The organism is Mycobacterium sp. 1465703.0, assembly GCF_001672975.1.
GTDB lineage: Bacteria > Actinomycetota > Actinomycetes > Mycobacteriales > Mycobacteriaceae > Mycobacterium.
The window spans coordinates 13151-34923 of the sequence record NZ_LZKU01000055.1 but is presented as its reverse complement, the minus strand read 5'-3'; the positions used below and the strand labels follow the sequence as shown (position 1 = coordinate 34923).

Here is a 21773-nt window from a genome sequence, read left to right as displayed (position 1 = left end):
CGCACCCGATGCATTTCTCCAGACCGTCCGGATAGCGGTTGAGCTGGTGGCGGCCGTGATAGCGCGGCATGACGGGGCCCGGCTTTTCCGGATACTCCTCGGTGACGTTCTTTTTGAACATCGACCCGAACGTCACGCCGAATCCGGCTACGGCGTCCAAGAACTTAGCCACGTGCTTTCTCCTTACTCGCGGCCGCCAGCGATTTCTGGGTCTTCGCCGGCAGCGGCGGTGTCGGGAATACCGGTGTGGAGCCCGGTGCGGTCGGAAGCTTCTTCGCCTCGCGGCGGAGCTGTTTCTCCAGCGCGCGAATACCCGGCGCGCTGAACGGCTTTCGCAGCATCAGCACCAGCACCGTGGCGAACACGATGCTGCTGGCCACCAGGATCGGGGTCCAATGCTGATAGCCCTGGTTCTGCAGCGTGCGAATCACGGCGGCGATCAGCACCCAGACCAGCGAGGCCGGGATCAGCAGTTTCCAGCCCAGCCCCATGAACTGGTCGTAGCGCAGCCGGGGCAGTGAGGCCCGCAGCCAGAAATAGACGAACAGGAACGTCCACATCTTCGCGGTGAACCAAAGCACCGGCCACCAGCCGGTATTGGCGCCGTCCCACATGTTCAGCGGCCACGGCGCATGCCAGCCGCCGAAGAACAAGACGGTGGCCAGCGACGAAACGGTCATCATGTTGACGTACTCGGCCAGCATGAACATCGCGAACTTCAACGACGAGTATTCGGTGTGGAATCCGGCGACCAGCTCACCCTCGGCCTCGGGCAAATCGAAAGGCGCCCGGTTGGTCTCGCCGACCATCGAGATGAGGTAGATCACGAAGGACGGCAGCAGCAGGAACACGAACCAGACGCGGTCCTGTGCGGCGACGATCCGTGAGGTCGACATGGAGCCGGCGTAGAGGAAGACCGCCGCGAACGACAGGCCCATCGCCACCTCGTAGGAGATGACCTGGGCGGTGGAACGCACGCCGCCCAGCAGCGGGTAGGTGGACCCGGAAGCCCAGCCGCCCAACACGATTCCGTACACGCCGATCGCCGACAGGCCCAGAATGAAGAGCACCGCGACCGGAAGGTCGGTCAGCTGCAGCGGGGTGCGGTGACCGAACACCGACACCACCGGACCGAACGGGATGAACGCGAAGGCGGTGAATGCCGGAATCGTGGAGATCACCGGTGCCGCGAAGTAGACGAACTTGTCGACGCCACCCGGGGTGATCGTTTCCTTGAGTGCCAACTTGATTCCGTCGGCCAGGCTCTGCAGTACCCCCCACGGGCCCGCCCGGTTCGGGCCGGGCCGCAGCTGCATCCAGCCGAGGATCTTGCGTTCCAGCAGAATTGCCACCAGCACGTTGAGCATGAGGAACACGAAGATCGCCAGTGCCTTGCCCAGCACCAGCCACCAGGGGTCGTGTCCGAAAGCGGTCAAGCCGGTCATGAGCCAACTCCGATCTTGACTGTGCTGCCCGGGGATACGCCGAGTTGGCGGTGTACCGCCGAGGCGGGGGAGTTCACCGGAAGCCACACCACCCGGTCGGGCATGTCGGTGATCACCAAGGGCAGGCTGATGGATCCGTGCGAGGTGCTGACGGTGACGGCGTCGCCGTCGGCGGCCCCGATTTCGGCGGCCGTATCGGCGGACAGCCGGGCGAAAGCCTTACGCGCGGTTCCGGCCAGATGGGGCTCCCCGTCCTGCATTCGGCCGTTGTCCAACAGCATCCGCCATCCGGCCAATATCGCCTCGCCCGCTGCCGGCTGGGCAGGCTCCGCGGCCGCGACGTCCGGGTTCGCGGCACGCTTGCCGTCCCAGTGCCGCAGCGCCGCCATTTCTTGGCGGGCCGCGTCGACGGTGGACATGCCCAGATACACGCCCAACTCGTCGGCGAGCGTGTCGAGCACCTGATGGTCGGATTGGCTGGCGTCCTGAGTGTTGCGCAGCGCCGCTTCGAACGGTCGGAAGCGCCCCTCCCAGTTGACGAATGCGCCGGCCTTCTGGGTCGTCGGCGCGACCGGGAAGACGACGTCGGCACGCTCGGTGACGGCGCTGTGCCGCAACTCCAGGCTGACCACGAAACCAACGCCGTCCAGCGCCGCCAGCACCGCCGCCGGGTCGGTGAAGTCATCGGGCTCGACGCCACCTACCAGCAGCGCGCCCAGCGTGCCGTCGGTAGCGGCGGCCAGGATGCCGTCGGCGTCACGTCCAGTGCCGGAAGGCAATTCGGACACGTTCCACGCCTGGGCAACCTGCGCCCGAGCGGTTTCGTCGTCGATCGGGCGGCCGCCGGGCAACAGCCCTGGCAGCGCACCGGCCTCCAGCGCGCCGCGCTCACCGGCACGTCGCGGCACCCAGGTCAGGCGGGCGCCGGTGGTGTCGGCAAGCCGGGCCGCGGCGGACAACCCGCCCGGCACCGAGGCCAACCGTTCGCCGACCATGATGACCGCACCCGGAGTGGAGAGCAGGTCGCCCACCTCGCCGGTGGCCAACCCGTCCAGCGCCGAAGCTTCGGCGCCCGGAACGGTTTTGATCAAGCGACCGGACATCTTGGTCAGCGCGCGGGTGGCGAACGGCGCGATCGCGTAGACCGGCAGCCCGTGTTTGCGGGCGGCCTTGCGCAACCGCAAGAACACGATGGGTGATTCGTCTTCGGGCTCGAATCCGACCAGCACGACGACCGGAGCCGATTCCAGATCGGCGTAGCTGACGGTGATCGGTTTGCCGGCGATCCGGGCGGCCAGGAAGTCGGCCTCTTCGGCGGAGCTCGGGCGGGCACGGAAGTCGATGTCGTTGCTGTTCAGCACAATTCGAGCGAACTTGGAGTAGGCGTAAGCGTCTTCCAGGGTTGCCCGGCCGCCGACCAGCACACCGGTCCGGCCATGCGCCGCTTCCAGGCCCTTCGTCGCGACGGCGATGGCGTGTGACCATGAGGCGGGTTGCAGCGAGCCATCGTTGGAGCGGATCAGGGGAGTGGTGATGACATCGGCCTGGGTTGCGTAAGTGAAAGCCCAGCGGCCCTTGTCGCAGTTCCACTCCTCGTTGACCTCGGGATCGTCACCGGCCAGCCGGCGCAGCACCTTGCCGCGGCGGTGATCGGTGCGCTGCGCGCACCCGGAAGCGCAGTGCTCACAGACGCTGGGGCTGGAAACCAAGTCGAACGGGCGGGCCCGGAACCGATACGAGGTTCCGGTCAGTGCGCCCACCGGGCAGATTTGCACGGTGTTGCCCGAGAAGTAGGACTCGAACGGCTCATTCGCGTAGATGCCGACCTGCTGCAGGGCGCCACGCTCCTGCATGTCGATGAAGATGTCGCCGGCGATCTGCTCGGAGAACCGGGTGCACCGAGCACACAGGATGCAGCGCTCCCGGTCCAGCAGCACCTGAGCGGAGATGTTGATCGGCTTGGCGAAGGTGCGCTTGACGTCGGTGAAGCGAGAATCGGCGCGGCCGTTGGACATTGCCTGGTTCTGCAGTGGGCATTCGCCGCCCTTGTCGCACATCGGGCAGTCCAGCGGGTGGTTGATCAGCAGCAGCTCCATGACGCCGTGCTGGGCTTTGTCGGCGGCCTCCGAGGTGAGCTGGGTGCGTACCACCATGTCGTCGGTCGCGACCGTGGTGCACGAGGCCATCGGTTTGCGTTGGCCTTCGACCTCGACCAGACACTGCCGGCATGCTCCGACCGGCTCCAGCAGCGGGTGATCGCAGAAGCGCGGGATCTGGATGCCCATCAATTCGGCGGCCCGGATCACCAGAGTTCCCTTGGGAACGCTGATCTCGTTACCGTCGATGGTGAGCGTCACCATGTCCGGCGGACGCACCTCGTCGCCGGCCTCGGTTTTGGCCGCACTGGTCATGAGCGGGTCACGCCTTTCCGTTCGCCGTCAGCATGGAGTCGCGGGGGTCGAACGGGCATCCGCCTCCTTCGACGTGCGCGACGTATTCGTCGCGGAAGAACTTGATCGACGACATCACCGGACTGGCGGCACCATCCCCCAAGGCGCAGAACGACTTCCCCAGGATGGTGTCGGAGATGTCCAGCAACTTGTCGATGTCCTCGCTGGTGCCCTTACCGGTTTCCAGCCGCTCGTATATCTGGTCGAGCCAGAAGGTGCCCTCCCGGCACGGCGTGCATTTGCCGCAGGACTCGTGCTTGTAGAAGTACGTCCAGCGCCGAACCGCACGAACCACGCAGGTGGTTTCGTCGAAGATCTCCAGCGCCTTGGTGCCCAGCATCGAGCCGACGCCGCCGACGCCCTCGTAGTCCAGCGGCACGTCGAGATGCTCGTCGGTCAACAGCGGCGTCGACGATCCACCGGGTGTCCAGAACTTGAGCCGATGCCCGGCCCGCACGCCACCGGCGTAGGCGAGCAGCTCCCGCAACGTGATTCCCAGCGGGGCCTCATACTGGCCGGGGCGGGCGACGTGACCGGACAGCGAATACAGCGTGAAGCCCGGGGATTTCTCGCTGCCCATCGAGCGGAACCAGTCCACGCCGTTGTCGATGATCGACGGCACGCTCGCGATGGTCTCGACATTGTTGATCACCGTGGGGCAACCGTAGAGTCCGGCCACGGCGGGGAAGGGCGGGCGCAGCCGCGGTTGGCCGCGGCGGCCTTCCAGCGAATCCAGCAGCGCGGTCTCCTCGCCGCAGATGTATGCGCCGGCGCCGGCGTGCACCACCAACTCCAGATCGAAGCCGGAGCCGTTGATGTCACGGCCGAGGTAGCCCGCGGCGTAAGCCTCGGCCACCGCGTTCTGCAGGCGGCGCAGGACCGGCAGCACCTCCCCGCGCACATAGATGAACGCGTGGCTGGCCCGGATCGCGTACGCAGCGATGATCACCCCCTCGACGAGGACATGCGGTGTCGCCAGCATCAGCGGAATGTCTTTGCACGTCCCGGGTTCCGACTCGTCGGCGTTGACCACCAGATAATGCGGCTTGGCGGCGGCACCGGTATCACCCTGCGGGATGAACGACCACTTCGTGCCGGTCGAGAATCCCGCGCCGCCGCGCCCGCGCAGCCCCGAGTCCTTGACCACCCCGATCACCGCGTCGGGCTCCATCGCCAGCGCCTTCTTCATCGCCTCGTAACCGCCGTGACGGTGATAGGTCTCGAGGGTCCAGGACTCCGGCTCGTCCCAGAAGCGGCTGATCACCGGAGTCAGCGGAGTCGCCTGCGAAGTATCGGAAGTTGTTGTCATTACTGGCCTTCCGGCGCGCTGGGCGCCTGCATGCCGTGTTCCTTGGCTACCTTCAGGCCGGCCAGGGTGGCCGCACCCGCGCCACCTTGCCCCTGGTCGGGGCGCTCGTCTGGCAGGCCGGCCAGGATGCGCGACGTCTCGCGGAAAACGCACAGCGGCGCACCGCGGGTGGGTGGCTTTGGCTCGCCGGAACGCAGCGAGTCGACGAGTTCGCGCGCCGACTCCGGCGTCTGGTTGTCGAAGAACTCCCAGTTCACCATCACCACCGGCGCGTAATCGCAGGCGGCGTTGCATTCGATGTGCTGCAAAGTGACCGACCCATCGGCCGTCGTCTCGTCGTTACCGACGCCCAGATGCTCTTTCAGAGCATCGAAGATGGCATCGCCACCCATGATGGCGCACAACGTGTTTGTGCAGACACCCACCAGATAATCGCCGGTGGGTCCGCGGCGATACATCGTGTAAAAACTCGCCACCGCGGATACCTCGGCGCCGGTGAGTCCCAGCTGCTCACCGCAGAACTCCAGGCCCGCGGGTGTCAGGTAGGAATCCTGCGACTGCACCAGGTGCAGCAACGGCAACAGCGCCGAACGCTTGCTGGGGTAGCGGCCGATGATCTCCTTGGCGTCCACCTCCAACCGGGCGCGCACCTCGGGTGGATACGTCTTGGGCGCACCCTCGACGACGAATGCGTTGGGCTCGTCCGGCGGTGGGCCGAGCCGGAGGAAGACCGGCTGTCCCTGCGGGCCGGTCACCGGTCCACCCCGCCCATGACCGGGTCGATGCTGGCGACCGCGGTGATCAGGTCAGCGACCATCCCGCCTTCACACATCGCGGCGACCGCTTGCAGATTGGTGAATGAGGGGTCTCGATAGTGCACCCGGTAGGGCCGGGTACCGCCATCGCTGACCATGTGCACGCCCAACTCTCCGCGCGGCGACTCGACCGCCGTGTATACCTGGCCGGCGGGCACCCTGATGCCCTCGGTGACCAGCTTGAAGTGGTGAATCAATGCCTCCATCGAGCCGCCCATGATCTTGGCGATGTGCTCCGGTGAGTTCCCCAGGCCGTCCGGGCCCACCTTCAGGTCGGCCGGCCAGGCGATCTTGCGGTCCTCAACCATGGTTGGGCCCGGCTTCAGCTTGTCCAGACACTGCTCAACGATTTTGATCGACTCCCACATCTCGTTGACGCGAATCATGTAGCGCCCGTAAGCATCACACGTGTCTTCGGTGATTACGTCGAATTCGTAGTTTTCGTATCCGCAGTACGGTTCGCTCTTGCGCAGATCGTGAGGCAACCCGGTGGCACGCAGGATGGGGCCGGTGATACCCAACGCTATGCAACCGGTCAGATCCAGGTAACCGACGTCCTGGGTGCGGGCCTTCCAGATGGCATTCTCATTGAGCAGACCGCCCATTTCGCGCAGAACTTGCCTGAGCCCCTTGAGAGCTTCGACGATCTCGGTCTCCGCGTTCGGCGGCAGGTCCTGGGCTACCCCCCCGGGGCGGACGTAGGCGCTGTTCATCCGCAAGCCGGTGATCGATTCGAACAGGGTCAGCACGATCTCGCGTCCCCGGAAACCGACGAACATCGGGGTCATGGCGCCCAATTCCATACCGCCGGTTGCCAATGCCACCAAATGCGACGAGATTCGGTTGAGCTCCATCATCATCACCCGGATGACGTTGACCCGCTCCGGTATCTGGTCGGTGATGCCGAGCAGCTTCTCCACACCCAGGCAGTACGCCGTCTCGTTGAAAAACGGCGCGAGGTAATCCATTCGGGTCACGAAGGTGACACCTTGGGTCCAGTACCGGTATTCGAGGTTCTTCTCGATGCCGGTATGCAGATACCCGATGCCGCAACGGGCGTCGGTGACCGTCTCGCCCTCGATTTCCAGGATCAGCCGCAGCACCCCGTGCGTGGACGGATGCTGCGGCCCCATGTTGACAATGATGCGTTCGCCGGGATCGGCACCGCGGGCGGCCTCGACGACCTTGTCCCAGTCCTGGCCGCCGGCGACCACAAATGTCTCGCCGGCGCCGTCATGCGTCGATTCAGTGGTAGTGCTCATCAGTTGTAGGCTCTCCGCTCGTCGGGCGGGGGTATCTGTGCGCCTTTGTATTCGACGGGAATTCCGCCGAGGGGATAGTCCTTGCGCTGCGGATGTCCGTGCCAGTCATCGGGCATCTCGATACGGGTCAGCGAGGGGTGCCCGTCGAAGATGATGCCGAAGAAGTCGTACGTCTCCCGCTCGTGCCAGTCGGTGGTCGGGTAAATCCCGAACAGCGACGGAATGTGCGGATCACCGTCGGGCGCAGACACTTCCAGACGGACGCGGCGGTTGTGCGTGATCGACTGCAATGGATACACGGCATGCAGTTCACGGCCCGTCTCGTGCGGGTAGTGCACCCCGCTGACGCCCAGGCACAATTCGAAGCGCAGGTGCGGTTCGTCGCGCAGCCGCTGAGCAACCCGCTCCAGCGCGTCGCGCCGGACGTGCAGGGTCAGTTCATCGCGGTACACCACGACTTTCTCGATGGCGTCGGTGAATTCGACGTGGTCCCGGTTCAACGCCTCGGCCAGGCCGTCGACCACCTCGTCGAAATAGCCGCCGTAGGGTCGCGGGCTGCTGCCGGGAAGCAGGACCTCGCGCACCAGCCGTCCATAACCGGAGGTGTCACCGGTGCCCTTGGCGCCGAACATACCGCGGCGCACGTCGATTACCTCTTCGTCGGCGCGGCTGATTGCCTCCTTGGGATCTTGGCCCGGCGAGCTCATCGCAGCAGTCCACGCATCTCGATGGTGGGCCGGGCCGACAGCGCCGCCTGCTCGGCTTCGGCGATGGCGGTTTCCCGGTTGACGCCGAGTGGCATCTCCTGAATCTTCTCGTGCAGCTTCAGGATTGCGTACAGCAGCATCTCCGGTCGAGGTGGGCAGCCCGGCAGGTAGATGTCCACCGGAACCACGTGATCGACGCCCTGCACGATCGCGTAGTTGTTGAACATTCCGCCGGATGACGCGCATACCCCCATGGCCAGCACCCATTTCGGCTCGGCCATCTGGTCGTAGATCTGCCGCAGCACCGGAGCCATCTTCTGGCTGACCCGTCCGGCGACGATCATCAGATCGGCTTGGCGGGGGGTGGCCGAGAACCGCTCCATGCCGAACCGCGCGATGTCGAATCTTGGCCCGGCCGTTGCCATCATCTCGATGGCGCAGCAGGCCAACCCGAACGTCGCCGGCCACAGTGAGTTCTTGCGGACATAGCCCGCGACCTTCTCGACTGTTGACAGCAGAATCCCGCCGGGCAGCTGTTCTTCAAGACCCACGTCTGACCTCAATCCCACGTCAGGCCGCCGCGGCGCCACACATAGGCGTAGGCCACGAAAACCGTCAGCATGAACACCACCATTTCGACCAGAGCGAATGTGCCCAGCGCGTCATAGCTGACCGCCCAGGGATACAAGAACACGATTTCGATGTCGAAGACGATAAACAGCATTGCGGTGAGGTAATACTTCACCGGAAAACGCTGCCCGGCCGTCGCATGCGGGCCGCTTACCGACGTCTCGGTGGGTTCGATTCCACACTCGTAGGCCGCCATCTTCGATTTGTTGAAGCGTGACGGGCCGGCCAGGCTCGCGATCGCCACCGAGCCCACGGCAAAGGCAGTGGCAATGGCGCCTAGCACCAGGATGGGTATGTAGACGTTCAACTCGCTCCATGATCCGTCGTACGAGCCGCCTGCAGCGGCCAGGCGGTAACCGGGCTGCTGTGACGAACCGGGTCCCGAGCCCGTCACAGTGATTTACAACATAGCGTCGCGGGCGGCGGCGCGCTTGCCCGGGGTGGCCGTTTTGCAGTATTGGCGGGCTGCGTCGCGCTGTGCTGCGCAAACTCGATAGACGGTTAAACCAACGCCCGGCACCGAACGCCATCGACGCATCGGCCGCAGACAGAGCACTAGCAAAGGTGGCGCCGCGCGGATCGCTGCGGCGCCGGAGATCAACGGCGTCGCCAGTGCGGATGGACCGTTGTCAGCAACGTCGCAACATCGGCAATTGTCTCGCCGGTGGACGGCGAAGTGGTCGGCACTGCCGCGCCCGGCGGCAGGAACTCAACGGCCGCGGCAAAGACGCCGCGGGGACCGGGTCAGCGAACCGGGGTGCGCAACAGGCTGAGCACCGTGCGGCCAAGCAAGATGGGGTCGATGGGGTGCGGCACCGCGCCCTCGGCGCGCGACCAGGACGCCAACCACGCATCGTCGGGGCGTCCGGTCAGCACGACCAGCGGCGGGCATGTCTCGAGTTCGTCTTTGAGCTGCTTGGCGATTCCCATGCCGCCGGTCGGGGTGGCCTCGCCGTCCAGGATGGCCAAGTCGATGCCGCCCTTGTCCATGGTCGCCACCACCATGGGCCCGGTCGCCACCTCGACGTAACTCAACTCGGGCAGATCGGGATGCAGCTGCTTGCCCAGCGCCCGCATCACCCGTTCGCGGGTTTGGGCGTTGCTGCTGTAGACGAGGATCCGCAGGGCGACGCTGGATTGGGGGCTGGAATCGGACACGGTGCAGATGCTACTGGTGTCGCACCGCGATCACCGGGGTGCCCGCGGAATCGTTATTGCGATGCCCGCGCGAAGATGGCTTCGGCCGTGGCCGTTGCTGTCGAGCCGATCATGCCGAGCCGGTTCCAGCCCAGGTCGAACCGGTCGCGATCGAGCTTGGTTTCGCCGGTGATTCGGATCGAGCCGTCATCGAGCTCGGAGATCGTGACGGGCAGCGGCACCTCCTCGGTGACGCCTTTGATGGTGAGGTTGGCACGGAGGTCGGCGGACTTGCCTTGCGTCGGGGTCACCGCGGTGACGACGACGCTGATCTCCCCGAAGCGGTCGACGTCGAAGAAGTCGGCCGAGCGCAGGTGCTTGTCGCGACGGCCGATGCCGGTGTCCAGCGAGGCGGCCCGGATGTCGACCCGACCGAAAACCGCTCCCTTGCCGGTCAGTTGGCCGTCGCCGGTGAAGTCGGTGAAGCGGCCCTTGACGTTCACCAGGCCCCACATGTTTCTGATCTTGAAAGTGATGGCCGACCGATCCTGAACCAGGTTCCACACGCCGGCCAGGTCGGGATCGTGAAGCAGTGTCTCCAAAGTCGTCATTGTCACCCTCACTGTGTCGTGGCGAATCTAGCGCTAGTTCATCAACGGCGCGATACCCGCGGGATCGAAATATTCGTCGATCCGCTCGATCAGGCCGTCGGTGCCCACCTTGATCACGATGCAGACCCGCAGTGAGATCGACTGCCCGGCATGCCCGGTGGCGTGCAGGATGTGCTGCTGGACGAAGCCTCGGGCTGACCCGTCGTCGAAGAGTTGCCGGTCCAGGATTTCATAGCGGCGCTGCGTGGTCACGCCGATGAACCAATCGATGACCCGCATCGCGCGAGTCTTGTCGTCGTCACGCCGGGAGCCGGCGCGCCATACCGCGATATCGTTGCTCCACATCGCGGCCACCGCGGCAATATCGCTTCGCTCGATGGCGGTGAACAGGCGGTTGGCCGTGTCGACGACCGTCTCGGCGCTGGAAGCGGGCATGTCTTGCTCCTAATCTGATCGCCGAACTATTCGCTGTCATATCCGGGGTGGGCAACGGCCAACCGTCGTCGCACCAGGGTGCGCAGGCAGGCGGTGACTTCGGCTGCTCGCCCGTCCAGTGCGCCGGCCCGTATCGCGGCGGCCAGCTGTTCCTCATCGGCGAAACCCAGGCCGGCCAGCGCGGCATGGGATTCTGCCTCGCTTTCGTCGAGCAGTTCGCGCTCGACGATGCGCAACGCGTTGGCCGCGACTCTGGCGTGGAAGTTGACCTGTCCTTCGGTCGCCGCGCGCACGTCGCTTTCCAGGAATTCGGCCACCGCGGCCACCAGTTCGGCGGCCAGCGGGCGGCCGTAGGCGCCGATCACGGCCGAGCCTCGAGCAGGTTGAGCAGGTCCCATTCGGTCTCGCAGACCCGACGGCCGATGGTCGCCAGCTCGACCGAGCGGTTTTGACCGCTCAAATGCCGTTCCGCTTGGAAGCGGCAGATGACACCCCAGCGCAACGTGGCAAGCACCAGCCACCAGTGGAACGCCAACCGGTCCACGGTCGTCGCGCTGGCCTGCTCGTAGGCCCGCAGGAAGCTCTCGATGCTGCCCAAGCCGCCGGCGCCGAGGTCGGCCGGAGCGCCGAATCGCCAGGCCCGGATGCAGAACCACGCCAGGTCTTCATACGCCTGTCCCACGTGCACCAGCTCCCAGTCCAGGACCGCGGCAAGATTGGATCCGTCGACGATGAGATTGCCCATCCGAAAGTCGCCGTGCACCAACACCGCCGGTGACGGCTCGGGCGGGTGCGCGGCCAGCCAGCGAAACCCCCATTCGAAAGTTGCAGTGGTGTCGCCCATGTCGTCGAGGCGCTGGCGCCATTCGGCAAGTTGGTCCTGGTGGGTCAGCCCTGCGTCGTGTGCGTCGGCGCGGTGGATGGCGGCCACGGCGTGCGCGCACTGCTGCAGCAATCGGGTGCGGGCCGCATGTCCGTCGGCGCCGTCGAGCTGACGCTGGATGCGCCGCACGATTGTCTCGCCTTTGATCTCATCGCAGATCAAAAACGGATTACCAAGTGTGGCAGGCGAATTGTCGGCGATCAGCACGTGGGGGACCGGCGCGCCGGCGGCCGCCGCCGCGGCCTGCGTCCTGGCTTCGAGCTCCATGCTGGCATGCATGTCGTCGGGCGGGCCGGTGCGCAAGATCAGCGCGCGCCGTTGCGCATTGGTGACGGCCTCGAACGCCCAGGTGGTTCTGCTGGCGCCCCCGGTCAGCGCACGCAGGTTCTCGACTGCGGTGTCGGCGCCGAAGGCGTCGGTAAGCAGCCCGGCTAGTTTGGTGCTCAGTATCTCTGGCTCGACGTCCATCACTTCTTTCCGAATTTGAACAGCCGCTGGGCCACCCGGCGAATCTGGATTTCTTCGGCGCCCTCGGTGATCCGGTAGCGACGGTGGTGGCGGTAGATGTGTTCGAACGGCTCGTGGCGGCTGTAGCCGAGGCCGCCGAAGATCTGCATGGCGCGATCGGCTGCGTCGCACACCAGCCGGTTGGCGCGGTAATTGGCCATCGACACCTTGTCGGAGACCTCCATGTGGTGGTCGCGGTCCAGATGCCAGGCGGCGTATTGCACCAGCAGCCGTACCATTTGCGCTTCGGTCGCCAGCTCGGCCAGCGGCCATTGCACCGCCTGGTTGACCGACAGCGGCTTGCCGAACACCGTTCGGCTGCCGGCGTATTCGGCGGCGCGATCGATACAGTACTGCGCGGCACCCAAACTGCTGGCCGCTTGCCGAATCCGGTTCTCGTGCAGGAAGGTTTGCGCAACCTCCAGGCCGCGATCCACCTCTCCGAGCACCGCATCGGCGGGCACCCGAACGTCGGTCAGCTCGACCTCGCCGTGGTCGGTGGGCATATTGAACGTCCACCAGTAGTAGGGAACGTTGAAGCCGGATGCGTCGGTAGGCACCAGAAACGCGGTGATGCCCACCGCGCCGCCGGGCTCACCGGAGGTGCGGGCGAAAACCAGATCGTGGGTCGCCCGGTGTACACCCGTGTTGAACCGCTTGGTGCCGTTGATCACCCAACTGTCGCCGTCGCGTTCGGCGCGGGTTTCCAGCCAGGTGGCATCCGATCCGTGCTTCGGCTCGGTCAGGCCGAATGCCATGGAACGTTCTCCGGTGATCAACGCTTCCGACCACGCCCGGCGCTGCTCATCGGTGCCGAATCGTTCCATCATGATCACCTGCGGGAAATTCCCGACGATCGACGATTCGTTCTGCAGATCGTTGTGCAGGCCAAGACCCTTGTGCGCCAAGTGTTCCCGGATGACCGCCATGTCGACATTGCTGCCGTCGCGGCCGCCCAGCGAGGCCGGCAATCCGTAGCGCAGCCAGCCGGCCTTGTCGGCGCGCCTGCGCATCTCGGAGAGCAGGTCCTCCCACTCGCGCGTCGGGATTCCGTCGTTGTCCCAGTCGGTGCGCGCATGCTCGCGACGCTGGTCGAAATACTGCATGTTCTCGCGTTCCAGCGGCTTGATCTCGGCCTCAATGAAAGCATCCATCTCGGCGAGTACGCCCGGAAGGTGCTCTGGCAATGTGAAATCCACATTTACTCCTAAGATCTCGTGAGGCCGCCGTACAAGGTTTTCTTCCAGATCGTGGACAAGGTCGCGATGGCGTCTTCGTCGCTGATGTTGACTCCCAGGCCGGCAGGGCCGGAAGGTCCGACGAACACGGTGGTGAAGTTTTCGAACAGCAACGCGATGGCCGCCGCGGTGTGCTGGGGATGCAGTTCGGTGCCGTAACCCTGCTCCTGGGCGCGGCGCACCGACGCCGCGACGAGATCGATTCCGAACCGTCGGAATTCGTTCTGAACGGCCGCGAAACGTTGTTGGGTGGCGGCCAACTGGGCCACGGCGATCATGATGCCGATGTTCTGCTTGAACATGTTCCAGTAGCCGGTGACCACCGAGGTGAAGAAGGCGTCGTCGTCAGGCGAGTCTGGCAGGTGAACGCTCAGCCCCGACGGTGTCACCACCTCATGCAGGAACGATTCCGCCAGGGCGGCCAGCAGATCCTCTTTGTCGGCGAAGTATCGGTAGAACACCGCCGGTGATTTTCCCGCAGCCGACGTGATGTCGGCCAATGTGGTGCCGTGAAAGCCCCGCTCGGCGAACAGCTTACGTGCGGCCTGCTCGATGGCCTGCCTGGTCTGGCGGCCTTTGGCGGTCAGCGCACGGGTTGCCTCCGGGGCGGACATCAGTTCCCCCGCACTTAATGTCTCCGCCGGTCGCCGGCGCGTAACAGGGCGCTCGGCAGGTCGTGTCCCACCACCGACTTCGCCACGTCGGCCGCGGCGATGGCAGTCTGCAGGTCGACGTCGACGTCGATGCCGCTGTCGCGCAGCAGGTACACCAGATCCTCGGTGGCGATGTTGCCAGTGGCGCCCGGTGCGAACGGGCAGCCGCCCAGGCCGCCGACCGAGGCGTCCAGCCGGGTCACCCCAGAACTGACGGCGGCGTAGGCGCTGGCCAGCCCGGAGCCGCGGGTGTTGTGGAAGTGGCCGCCCAGCGGCAGGTCGCCGATCACCGGAAGCAGTTGTGTGATCAAAGAACTCACTCGCCCAGGGGTGGTGGTGCCGATGGTGTCGGCGATCGACAGGCGGTCGGCGCCGCGGTCGCGGGCGGCCGCGGCGATCTCGAGCACCCGCTGTGGCGGGGTCGGGCCTTCGAACGGCGAGTCCCAGGCGGTGGCGATCACCACTTCGACAGTGACGTTGCTGTCGTGCGCGATTGCGACGATCTCGTCGATCTGGTTGGTGGCCTCGGTGCTGGTGCGTCCGACGTTGGCCTTGCTGAACGTGTCGTCGGCGGCCACCACGTATTCGATGGAGCGCAATCCCGCCGCGACGGCGCGATTGGCACCGTTGGGACTGGCGACCAGCGCCGAGAATTCGATGTCGGGGTAGTCATGCAGATGGGTGGCCAGCTCGGCGGCATCGGCCATCGACGGCACCTTCGACGGCGAGACGAATGCGGTCACCTCGACCTCGCGCACTCCGGTGGCGGCCACCGCTGCCAGCAGCTCGAGCTTGGCCGACAACGGGATTGGCGATTCGATCTGCAGACCGTCGCGCAGCGCGACCTCGCGAATGTCGACGTGGACGGTCATAGCACCTCCTCAGCGCGCAGCTCCTCGAGCTTCTCGGCTGACTTGCCCAGCAGCCCGATGTAGACATCGTCGTTGTGCTGGCCCGGCCGCGCCGGTCCGGCGTTGCGGATTTGCCCCGGTGATTCAGAGAGCACCGGCACGATGCCCGGCCCGAGCACGTTGCGCTGTACCCGCTCGTCGTAGTGCTCGACCAGCATGCCGCGGGCCCGCAGCTGCGGGTCGTTGACGACCTCGGCGACCGTATTGATCGGCCCGGCGATCACGCCTGCGGCGGAAAGGGTTTCGATGATCTCGCCGGGCTGGCGTTCTGCCGCCCAGGCGCCGATGATGTGGTCGAGTTCGTCTTGGTTGCGGCCGCGTGCGACGTGCGTGGCGAACCGGTCGTCGGTGGCCAGCTCCGGGCGGCTCATCGCCTTGCACAGCCGGGCGAACACAGTGTCCTGGTTGGCGGCGATCACCACCCAGGAGCCGTCCGCGCTGCGATAGATGTTGGATGGGGCGATGCCCTCCAGGCGGGTTCCGGACGGTCCGCGCACCACGCCGCCGACATCGTAGTCAGGGATGGTGGATTCTTGTACGGCCAAACATGATTCGGTCAGCGCGACGTCCACCACCTGTCCGCGTCCGGTGATGCCGCGTCGGTAAAGTGCGGCCAGCGCGCCCTGGGCGCCGAACATGCCGGCCAGGCTGTCACCGAGCGAGAGCGCCAGCCGGGGCGGCGGTCCGCCGGGGAAGCCGTTGAGGTGCCGCAGTCCGCTGGACGCCTCGGCGACCGAGGCGTAACCGGCCTTGGCGGCGTCGGGCCCGGTCTGCCCGTAGCCGGACACCCGGACCAGGATGATGCCCGGATTGCGTTCGCTGAGCACGTCGTAGCCCAGGTTCCACTTTTCCAGGGTGCCCGGGCGGAAGTTCTCCACCACGATGTCGGATTTCTCGACGAGCTCGCAGAACAGTTCCCGGCCACGCGGATGGCGCAGGTCCAGGGTGATCGACTTCTTGTTGCGCGCGTGCACCGTCCAGAAGACGTGCTGCCCGTCGAGTTCGGCCTGACCCCAGGTGCGCAGCGGGTCCGGGGCTTTGGGCAGTTCCACTTTGATGACGTCGGCGCCCATGTCGCCGAGCAGCCGGCCGGCGAAGGGTCCGGCGATCAGCGTGCCCAGTTCGAGCACCCGGACGCCATCCAGCGGTCCCGCTGGTGTCACCGGTGTCATGCGCCGCTTCTCCTCATCGCTTCCTCTGCATCGTTGCAGGCGGCTGCTCATCCCTCGCTCGCGAAATCGTGCCGCACCAGCCAGTCGGTGACAATGGTTACGGCGGCCCGCAGCGCGTCGCGCTGATCGGGTCCCGCGTAATAGTGTGTGGCGCCTGGGATTTCGTGCATCTCCTTGTCAACGTGTCCGATCGCATGGAACAGCCGCCGGGTATGGCTGGGAGTACAGGCGTCATCCGCCAGATTACCGATCACCAGCGCCGGGATCGCGATGGCGGGCCCGCAGGCCACCGCGTCGCCGCGCGCGTCGTCGTAGCTCCACTGCGACAGCCAGCCGCGCAACGTGGAGAACCGGGCCAACCCGACCGGACTCATGTTCACCACCTGAGGATCCCCCAGGTAGCAGGTTCCTGGGGCGCGTTCGTTGGGATCGACGGTCGGGTCCAGCCAGCGCGGGTCGGCCATGGTGCCGTGCACGACGAAGCCGAACTCGTCGTCGGGGCGGCCGGCGGCTTTCAGCTCGGCCAGCTTGTCCCGGACCCACGCGGTGATGCGGCGGTTGCGGTCGATCTGCGCCTGCCGGTAACGGTCCAGGAATTCTTGGCTGTACGGCGGCTGATTGGGGTTGTCCGGGTTGTACAGGTCCAGCTCGGGATCGCGCTTGGTGGGGTCGGATTCGTCGAGGATCGACGCGTCCAGCCATTCGGTCAGCGTGCCGTGCCGGCTGACGTGCGCGGCGAGCAGCATGATGCCGTCGGCGGCGGGCAGGTCGAGTTTGGTCAGGTCGGGGCCGTCACCGGTCGGGCTGCACGTAATCGTCGGATTCTGCGCCTGCTGCTGATAGAACACCGACAGCGAACCGCCGCCGCTCCATCCGGCCAGCACCACCTTGGAGTAGCCCAGCCGCTTTTTGGCGTCCTTGATGCATTCGCCGAGATCCTCGACCACCTTCTCCATCAGCAGCGCCGAGTCGGTGCCGCGGAAGCGGCTGTTGCAGTAGATGACGTGGTGGCCGGCCCGGGCCAGTGCGTTGATCATCGGCAGGTAGGCCCCGCCCCCGATGGGGTGCATGAACACCAGCACGGTGTCCGATGGCTTGTCCTTCGGCTTGAGCAGGTAGCTCTCCAGCACGGTGATCTCGGCCAGGCCGCCGTAGACGTCGCGCACCCCGGAATTGTTTTGGAAGGCAACGAGATAGGGGATCCGGTCGTACTCGAACTTCTTGGGCTTCACCGCTTGCGTCATTAGCGCCGCTCCTCATCACTTCGTTCTGCATCGTCGCTGGCGCGGGTCATCAATGTTGTCCTAGGTCGTGGGCCAGCACTTCGGCCGACGGGGTCAACCGCCGGCGGGTGTCGATGGCGATTACCTGCCAGTCGACGCGGGAGTAGTCGTCGAATTTGCGGCGCGCTCGTTCCCGGGCCTTCTCTGGCGCGCCGTGATGAACCCCTTGTGGCGCATGCGAAATCAGACCGGGCGGCATCGGGATGCCGTAGAGCGAGCCGCCGTGGAAGAAGGCGATCTCGTCGTAATCGACGTTGCGGTGATACCACGGTGTGCGTTCGGTACCCGGAATCCCCTCGGCGGGCTTGGGCAGGAAGTTCATCACGTAGACCCCGGTGGCCTGCATGAACAGGTGCACCGTCGGCGGCAGGTGGACGCTGTCGGAGGTGACCACATTGTAGTCGGCGATGTTGAAGGTGAACGCGAAGTTGTCACCGCGCCAGCCTTCGACATCGAGCGGATTGTGTTGGTAGAACAGCGTTGTCGGGCCACCTTCGTGGATGAGCCGGACCTGGTATTCGCCGTCGGCCTCGTCCTCGGTGGCCGGGACCGGCTCGGGGATGATGACCTGCGACGGGTCGAAGGGAAAGTGACGGCCCAGCGCCCCGGGCGGCGGCACCCGAAACTCGTCGCTGGCCTCGATCATCAGCATCGTCGTGGCCCCTTCGGCTGAGGGGTCGGGCAGTTGGCGCCAGGTGCATGCCTTCGGGATGTACAGCCAGTCGCCTTCCCGGTAGCGCAGCGGCCCGAACTCGGTCTCGGCCAGACCGCTGCCTTGGTGGACGAAGCACAGTAGGTCGCCGTCGACATGACGGGCGAAGAACGGCATCGGCTCGTGGCGGCGGCTCAACATAATTCGGCAGTCGTCGTTGTTGAACATCAGCAGCGGCCCACCGTCGGCGTCGGTGGCATCGCTGGGCTTGAGTTCGCTGGACAGCACGTCGATGGGCCGCAGCGGACCGACCGACCGATAGGCGGTGGGGTCGTGGCGGCGGTAGAGGTTGGCGGTGCGGCCGGTGAATCCGCCCCGGCCCAACTCGTCGTCCTTGAGGCCGTCGAGATCGGCGTGCAGACGGTGCGGTGTTCGGCCTTTTCGCAGGTGCACAAAGGATTCCATGGACGGCTCCTCCGACGGGACCAGCTGGGGTGGCGCTCAGACTATAAAACTGAAAGTGACATTACTTTTTCTTTTTGGCTCGCACAAGAGCGGCCGTCAGCGCGTCGCCGTCGCTGCCGCGTTAGTCACACACACCGCCGGACGAGACTCGCTTGGTGCCCGCCTCGCAGCGACAGCTCCGGTGGCACCCGCACCGGCGGACGATCGTCGCTATGAGGCGGGCAAACAGCCGATCGTCGGGCGCCGAAACCACTGTGGCGGATGGGACTTGCGCCCGGGCGAACCCGCGCTGCGGTGCCTAGCCGCGGACGCGCAGCACCACCTTGCCCTTGGCGCTGCGGTTCTCCAGCGAGGCGACGGCGGCGCCCGCTTCCTCCAGCGGGTAGGTCACCGGCTCGGGTGGAGTCAGCTCACCGGAGGTGAGCAATCGCTCGAGTCCGGCCCACTGCTCGTCCAGCGCGCCCGGATGCGTCCCCGCCCAGGCGCCCCAGCCGACACCGACCACGTCAATGTTGTTGAGCAGCAACCGGTTTACCTTGACGGTCGGAATCTCGCCACCGGTGAAGCCCACCACCAGCAGCCGACCCGCGGGAGCCAGCGAGCGCAGCGAGTCGGTGAACCGGTCGCCGCCGACCGGGTCGACGACGATGTCGACGCCGTGGCCGTGGGTCAATTCCTTCACCGCGTCCTTGAAACCGTCGGCCAAAACCACGTCCGTCGCGCCGGCCGCGGTGGCGATATCGGCCTTGTCCTGCGTGCTGACCACGGCGATGGTGCGGGATGCGCCCAGCGCGGGCGCCAGCCGCAGCGCCGAGGTTCCGATGCCCCCGGCCGCCCCGTGCACCAGTACCGTCTCACCGCGCTGCAGCCGGCCCCGGACGGTCAGCGCGAAGTACACCGTGAGGTCGTTGAACAGCAGGCCGGCGCCCGCCTCGAAGCTGACGTTGTCGGGCAGCTTGAACACCCGGTCCGGGGCCAGCACCGCGACCTCGGCCATGCCGCCGGACAGCATGGTGAGGCCGACGACGCGGTCGCCGGCACGGACCTGCGCGCCTTCCGGCGCCGACCGGACCACACCGGCGATCTCGGCGCCGAGCACGAACGGCAACTCCGGGCGGTATTGGTAGAGGCCGCGGGTGAGTAGGGCGTCCGGGAACGCCACCCCGGCGGCGTGCACGTCGACGACGACCCCGTCGCCCGACGGCTCATCGATGTCGGTCAACTCGACCGCGTCTGGACCATCGAGCCGCGTCACCTGGATCGCGCGCATGCCACCTCCGTCGTCATTGTCATCGGAAAAGCGCTTGATCAGCCTACTGCCGGCTCAAAAGCCGCCCGCGACCCGCACCACGGCCCGGCCGGAGAATTTGCCGGCGCGCACCTGGTCGATCACGTCGACGACGTCTTTTACGTCGACCTCACTGACCAGCGAGTCCAACCGACGTGGGCGCAACGAATCGCCCAGCTTGGCCCACAATTCGCGGCGCGGGCCGATCGGCATCAGCACGGAGTCCATGCCCAGCAATGCGATGCCGCGCAGGATGAAGGGCATCACCGTGGTGTGCAGGGCCGGCCCGCCGGTAAGGCCGCTGGCCGCTACCGCGCCGCCGTAATCGACGGTGCTGAGCACGTCGGCCAGCGTCGCGCCGCCCACGCAATCCACCCCGCCCGCCCAGCGCGCCTTGCCGAGGGGCCGCGGTTTGGCGTCGGGGTCGGCGGGCAGGCGGCCGATAACTTCCGCGGCGCCAAGGGCTTTGAGCCGGTCAGCGGCTTCGGCTTTGCCGGTCGAGGCGACCACCTGGTATCCGGCGGCCGCTAGCAGATCCACACTGACCGAGCCGACGCCGCCGGTGGCTCCGGTGACCACGATGGGGCCGGCGTCGGGCGCGATGCCCCAGCCGATCAGCGCCCGCACGCTCATCGCGGCGGTGAAGCCGGCGGTCCCGATCGCGGCGCCCTCGTGTGGACTCAACGTGCCGAGCGCTACCACCTGATCGGCGGGCAGCCGTGCGTATTCGGCGTAGCCGCCGTGGTGGCCGGTGCCGATCGCATACCCGTGCGCCAGCACCTTGTCGCCGACGGCGAAGTCGGCCGAGGTCGATTCCACCACCTCGCCGGTCAGGTCAATTCCCGGCACCACGGGATAGTTGCGCACCACGCCGCCACCCGGCGTCAGTGCCAGCGCGTCCTTGTAGTTGACGCTCGAATACAGGACCCGGATGGTCACATCGCCGGGCGGCAGGTCGGAGTGGTTCAGCGTTTCGACCGAGGCGGTTATCCGGTCACCATCTTGTCGCGCCACAAGCGCTTGAAACGTGTCCATGCTCCGACGCTAACCTCACCGTATGGATCCCTTTCCACTCGGTGCGTTTTCGGTCAACCGCGTCGGCTTCGGTGCCATGCAGTTGCCCGGACCCAATGCGTTCGGTCCACCGCGCGACCGCGACGAAGCGCTGGCCGTGCTGCGCCGCGCGGTCGAACTCGGCGTCAACCACATCGACACCGCCCAGTTCTATGGGCCCGACGTCGCCAACGAACTGATTCGTGCCGCGCTGCATCCCTACCCACAGAACTTGGCATTGGTCAGCAAGGTCGGTGGCCGCCGCGATGACAAGGGCGGTTGGCTGCCCGCCGGCGCGCCGGCCGAGTTGCGCAGCGACATCGAAACGAACCTGCGCAGCCTCGGTATCGAGCAACTGGCCGTGGTCAACCTGCGGTTGTTCGAAAGCGACGGCCCGGACCAACAATTCGACGACCAGCTCTCGGCCATGATCGAGGCTCGAGACCAGGGCTTGATCGGCGGGATCGGGCTGAGCAACGTAAACCTCGAGCATCTGCGGCATGCCGTGCAACGCACCGAAATCGCCTGTGTGCAAAACGCATTCAACTTGGTGCACCGGGACGCGGCCCCGGTGCTCGAGGAATGCACGGCGCGCGGGATTGCCTTCGTTCCGTTCTTCCCGCTGGGCGCGGCCTTCATGCAGCCCAATCCGGTGCTCAGCCACCAGGCGCTGCAGCAGACCGCGCAGCGACTGGGGTGCACGCCGGCGCAGGTCGCGCTGGCATGGACACTCAGCGTGGCGCCCAACGTGTTGTTGATCCCCGGTACGTCGTCACTGGGCCACCTGGAGGAGAACCTGAACGTCGGGTCCATCGAACTGGACGACGAAGCCCGTGAGCAGCTGAACGCGGTCGCCGCGTAGTTTCG

The 21773-nt window shown here is 66.2% G+C and carries 22 protein-coding genes and 1 pseudogene; 1 reads left to right on the top strand and 22 read right to left on the bottom strand.

Going from position 1 to position 21773, the window contains the following annotated elements; genetic code table 11:
- The 22 genes and pseudogenes from A5625_RS05315 to A5625_RS05210 form a co-directional block, all read right to left on the bottom strand.
- Positions 1-172 (bottom strand): annotated as a pseudogene (locus A5625_RS05315) (NADH-quinone oxidoreductase subunit I); the annotation flags it as partial.
- Positions 165-1436 carry an NADH-quinone oxidoreductase subunit NuoH gene (gene nuoH, locus A5625_RS05310; RefSeq protein WP_066989789.1) on the bottom strand — a complete coding sequence of 424 codons (1272 nt, stop codon included), beginning with the start codon at positions 1434-1436 and terminating at the stop codon, positions 165-167. The pseudogene A5625_RS05315 and the gene nuoH, both read right to left, overlap by 8 nt.
- Positions 1437-1441: 5 nt before the next feature.
- Entirely contained in the window at positions 1442-3856 is a 2415-nt protein-coding gene (locus A5625_RS05305) for an NADH-quinone oxidoreductase subunit G (RefSeq protein ID WP_066989785.1), read from the bottom strand.
- Positions 3857-3863: 7 nt separating this feature from the next.
- Positions 3864-5204: an NADH-quinone oxidoreductase subunit NuoF gene (gene nuoF, locus A5625_RS05300; protein ID WP_066989782.1), complete on the bottom strand. Its 1341-nt coding sequence runs from the start codon at positions 5202-5204 to the stop codon at positions 3864-3866.
- The gene (gene nuoE / locus A5625_RS05295) at positions 5204-5959 is read right to left on the bottom strand and encodes an NADH-quinone oxidoreductase subunit NuoE (protein WP_066989779.1); all 756 of its coding nucleotides are present in this window, start codon (positions 5957-5959) and stop codon (positions 5204-5206) included. The genes nuoF and nuoE overlap by 1 nt, the downstream gene beginning before the upstream one ends.
- Positions 5956-7281, bottom strand: coding sequence for an NADH dehydrogenase (quinone) subunit D (gene nuoD, locus A5625_RS05290; protein ID WP_066989776.1), 1326 nt, complete (start codon positions 7279-7281; stop codon positions 5956-5958). Before nuoD ends, nuoE begins: the two co-directional genes overlap by 4 nt.
- Entirely contained in the window at positions 7281-7988 is a 708-nt protein-coding gene (locus A5625_RS05285; RefSeq protein ID WP_066989774.1) for an NADH-quinone oxidoreductase subunit C, read from the bottom strand. The genes nuoD and A5625_RS05285 overlap by 1 nt, the downstream gene beginning before the upstream one ends.
- Positions 7985-8539: an NADH-quinone oxidoreductase subunit B family protein gene (locus A5625_RS05280; protein WP_066989771.1), complete on the bottom strand. Its 555-nt coding sequence runs from the start codon at positions 8537-8539 to the stop codon at positions 7985-7987. The genes A5625_RS05285 and A5625_RS05280 overlap by 4 nt, the downstream gene beginning before the upstream one ends.
- 8 nt (positions 8540-8547) lie before the next feature.
- On the bottom strand, positions 8548-8925 hold the full coding sequence (locus tag A5625_RS05275) for an NADH-quinone oxidoreductase subunit A (RefSeq protein WP_066989787.1): 378 nt from the start codon (positions 8923-8925) through the stop codon (positions 8548-8550).
- A 437-nt stretch (positions 8926-9362) separates the two neighbouring features.
- On the bottom strand, positions 9363-9776 hold the full coding sequence (locus tag A5625_RS05270; RefSeq protein WP_066989761.1) for a response regulator transcription factor: 414 nt from the start codon (positions 9774-9776) through the stop codon (positions 9363-9365).
- A gap of 53 nt (positions 9777-9829) precedes the next feature.
- The gene (locus tag A5625_RS05265) at positions 9830-10366 is read right to left on the bottom strand and encodes a YceI family protein (protein ID WP_066989758.1); all 537 of its coding nucleotides are present in this window, start codon (positions 10364-10366) and stop codon (positions 9830-9832) included.
- Positions 10367-10399: 33 nt separating this feature from the next.
- Entirely contained in the window at positions 10400-10801 is a 402-nt protein-coding gene (locus A5625_RS05260) for a nuclear transport factor 2 family protein (protein WP_066989755.1), read from the bottom strand.
- A 26-nt stretch (positions 10802-10827) separates the two neighbouring features.
- Positions 10828-11166 (bottom strand): DUF6285 domain-containing protein, encoded by a 339-nt coding sequence (locus A5625_RS28960; protein WP_066989751.1) that lies wholly within the window; start codon positions 11164-11166, stop codon positions 10828-10830.
- Positions 11163-12152, bottom strand: a complete 990-nt coding sequence (locus tag A5625_RS05250; protein ID WP_066989748.1) for a phosphotransferase family protein — start codon at positions 12150-12152, stop codon at positions 11163-11165. The genes A5625_RS28960 and A5625_RS05250 overlap by 4 nt, the downstream gene beginning before the upstream one ends.
- Complete coding sequence (locus tag A5625_RS05245; protein ID WP_066989742.1) at positions 12152-13390, bottom strand: acyl-CoA dehydrogenase family protein; 1239 nt, start codon at positions 13388-13390, stop codon at positions 12152-12154. Before A5625_RS05245 ends, A5625_RS05250 begins: the two co-directional genes overlap by 1 nt.
- Positions 13391-13398: 8 nt before the next feature.
- Positions 13399-14043, bottom strand: coding sequence for a TetR/AcrR family transcriptional regulator (locus tag A5625_RS05240; protein WP_066989739.1), 645 nt, complete (start codon positions 14041-14043; stop codon positions 13399-13401).
- Between the two features lie 14 nt (positions 14044-14057).
- Positions 14058-14954, bottom strand: a complete 897-nt coding sequence (locus tag A5625_RS05235) for a hydroxymethylglutaryl-CoA lyase (RefSeq protein WP_066989736.1) — start codon at positions 14952-14954, stop codon at positions 14058-14060.
- Positions 14951-16165 (bottom strand): CaiB/BaiF CoA-transferase family protein, encoded by a 1215-nt coding sequence (locus A5625_RS05230; RefSeq protein WP_066989733.1) that lies wholly within the window; start codon positions 16163-16165, stop codon positions 14951-14953. Before A5625_RS05230 ends, A5625_RS05235 begins: the two co-directional genes overlap by 4 nt.
- A gap of 47 nt (positions 16166-16212) precedes the next feature.
- The gene (locus A5625_RS05225) at positions 16213-17409 is read right to left on the bottom strand and encodes a S9 family peptidase (RefSeq protein WP_066989730.1); all 1197 of its coding nucleotides are present in this window, start codon (positions 17407-17409) and stop codon (positions 16213-16215) included.
- Between the two features lie 49 nt (positions 17410-17458).
- Complete coding sequence (locus tag A5625_RS05220; RefSeq protein ID WP_066989726.1) at positions 17459-18565, bottom strand: homogentisate 1,2-dioxygenase; 1107 nt, start codon at positions 18563-18565, stop codon at positions 17459-17461.
- Positions 18566-18863: 298 nt separating this feature from the next.
- The gene (locus A5625_RS05215; RefSeq protein WP_066989723.1) at positions 18864-19835 is read right to left on the bottom strand and encodes an NADPH:quinone oxidoreductase family protein; all 972 of its coding nucleotides are present in this window, start codon (positions 19833-19835) and stop codon (positions 18864-18866) included.
- A gap of 54 nt (positions 19836-19889) precedes the next feature.
- Positions 19890-20888: an acryloyl-CoA reductase gene (locus tag A5625_RS05210; RefSeq protein ID WP_066989721.1), complete on the bottom strand. Its 999-nt coding sequence runs from the start codon at positions 20886-20888 to the stop codon at positions 19890-19892.
- 22 nt (positions 20889-20910) lie between these two features.
- Here A5625_RS05210 and A5625_RS05205 point away from each other — a divergent pair, with 22 nt between their 5' ends.
- The gene (locus tag A5625_RS05205; protein WP_066989716.1) at positions 20911-21768 is read left to right on the top strand and encodes an oxidoreductase; all 858 of its coding nucleotides are present in this window, start codon (positions 20911-20913) and stop codon (positions 21766-21768) included.
- Positions 21769-21773: the final 5 nt, after the last annotated feature.

Coding starts and splice junctions, on each gene's coding strand:
- A5625_RS05305 (WP_066989785.1), bottom strand. CDS start 3,856: ATGACCAGTGCGGCCAAAACCGAGGCCGGCGACGAGGTGCGTCCGCCG.
- nuoF (WP_066989782.1), bottom strand. CDS start 5,204: ATGACAACAACTTCCGATACTTCGCAGGCGACTCCGCTGACTCCGGTG.
- nuoD (WP_066989776.1), bottom strand. CDS start 7,281: ATGAGCACTACCACTGAATCGACGCATGACGGCGCCGGCGAGACATTT.
- A5625_RS05285 (WP_066989774.1), bottom strand. CDS start 7,988: ATGAGCTCGCCGGGCCAAGATCCCAAGGAGGCAATCAGCCGCGCCGAC.
- A5625_RS05265 (WP_066989758.1), bottom strand. CDS start 10,366: ATGACGACTTTGGAGACACTGCTTCACGATCCCGACCTGGCCGGCGTG.
- A5625_RS05260 (WP_066989755.1), bottom strand. CDS start 10,801: ATGCCCGCTTCCAGCGCCGAGACGGTCGTCGACACGGCCAACCGCCTG.
- A5625_RS05250 (WP_066989748.1), bottom strand. CDS start 12,152: ATGGACGTCGAGCCAGAGATACTGAGCACCAAACTAGCCGGGCTGCTT.
- A5625_RS05240 (WP_066989739.1), bottom strand. CDS start 14,043: ATGTCCGCCCCGGAGGCAACCCGTGCGCTGACCGCCAAAGGCCGCCAG.
- A5625_RS05235 (WP_066989736.1), bottom strand. CDS start 14,954: ATGACCGTCCACGTCGACATTCGCGAGGTCGCGCTGCGCGACGGTCTG.
- A5625_RS05230 (WP_066989733.1), bottom strand. CDS start 16,165: ATGACACCGGTGACACCAGCGGGACCGCTGGATGGCGTCCGGGTGCTC.
- A5625_RS05225 (WP_066989730.1), bottom strand. CDS start 17,409: ATGACGCAAGCGGTGAAGCCCAAGAAGTTCGAGTACGACCGGATCCCC.
- A5625_RS05220 (WP_066989726.1), bottom strand. CDS start 18,565: ATGGAATCCTTTGTGCACCTGCGAAAAGGCCGAACACCGCACCGTCTG.
- A5625_RS05215 (WP_066989723.1), bottom strand. CDS start 19,835: ATGCGCGCGATCCAGGTGACGCGGCTCGATGGTCCAGACGCGGTCGAG.
- A5625_RS05210 (WP_066989721.1), bottom strand. CDS start 20,888: ATGGACACGTTTCAAGCGCTTGTGGCGCGACAAGATGGTGACCGGATA.
- A5625_RS05205 (WP_066989716.1), top strand. CDS start 20,911: ATGGATCCCTTTCCACTCGGTGCGTTTTCGGTCAACCGCGTCGGCTTC.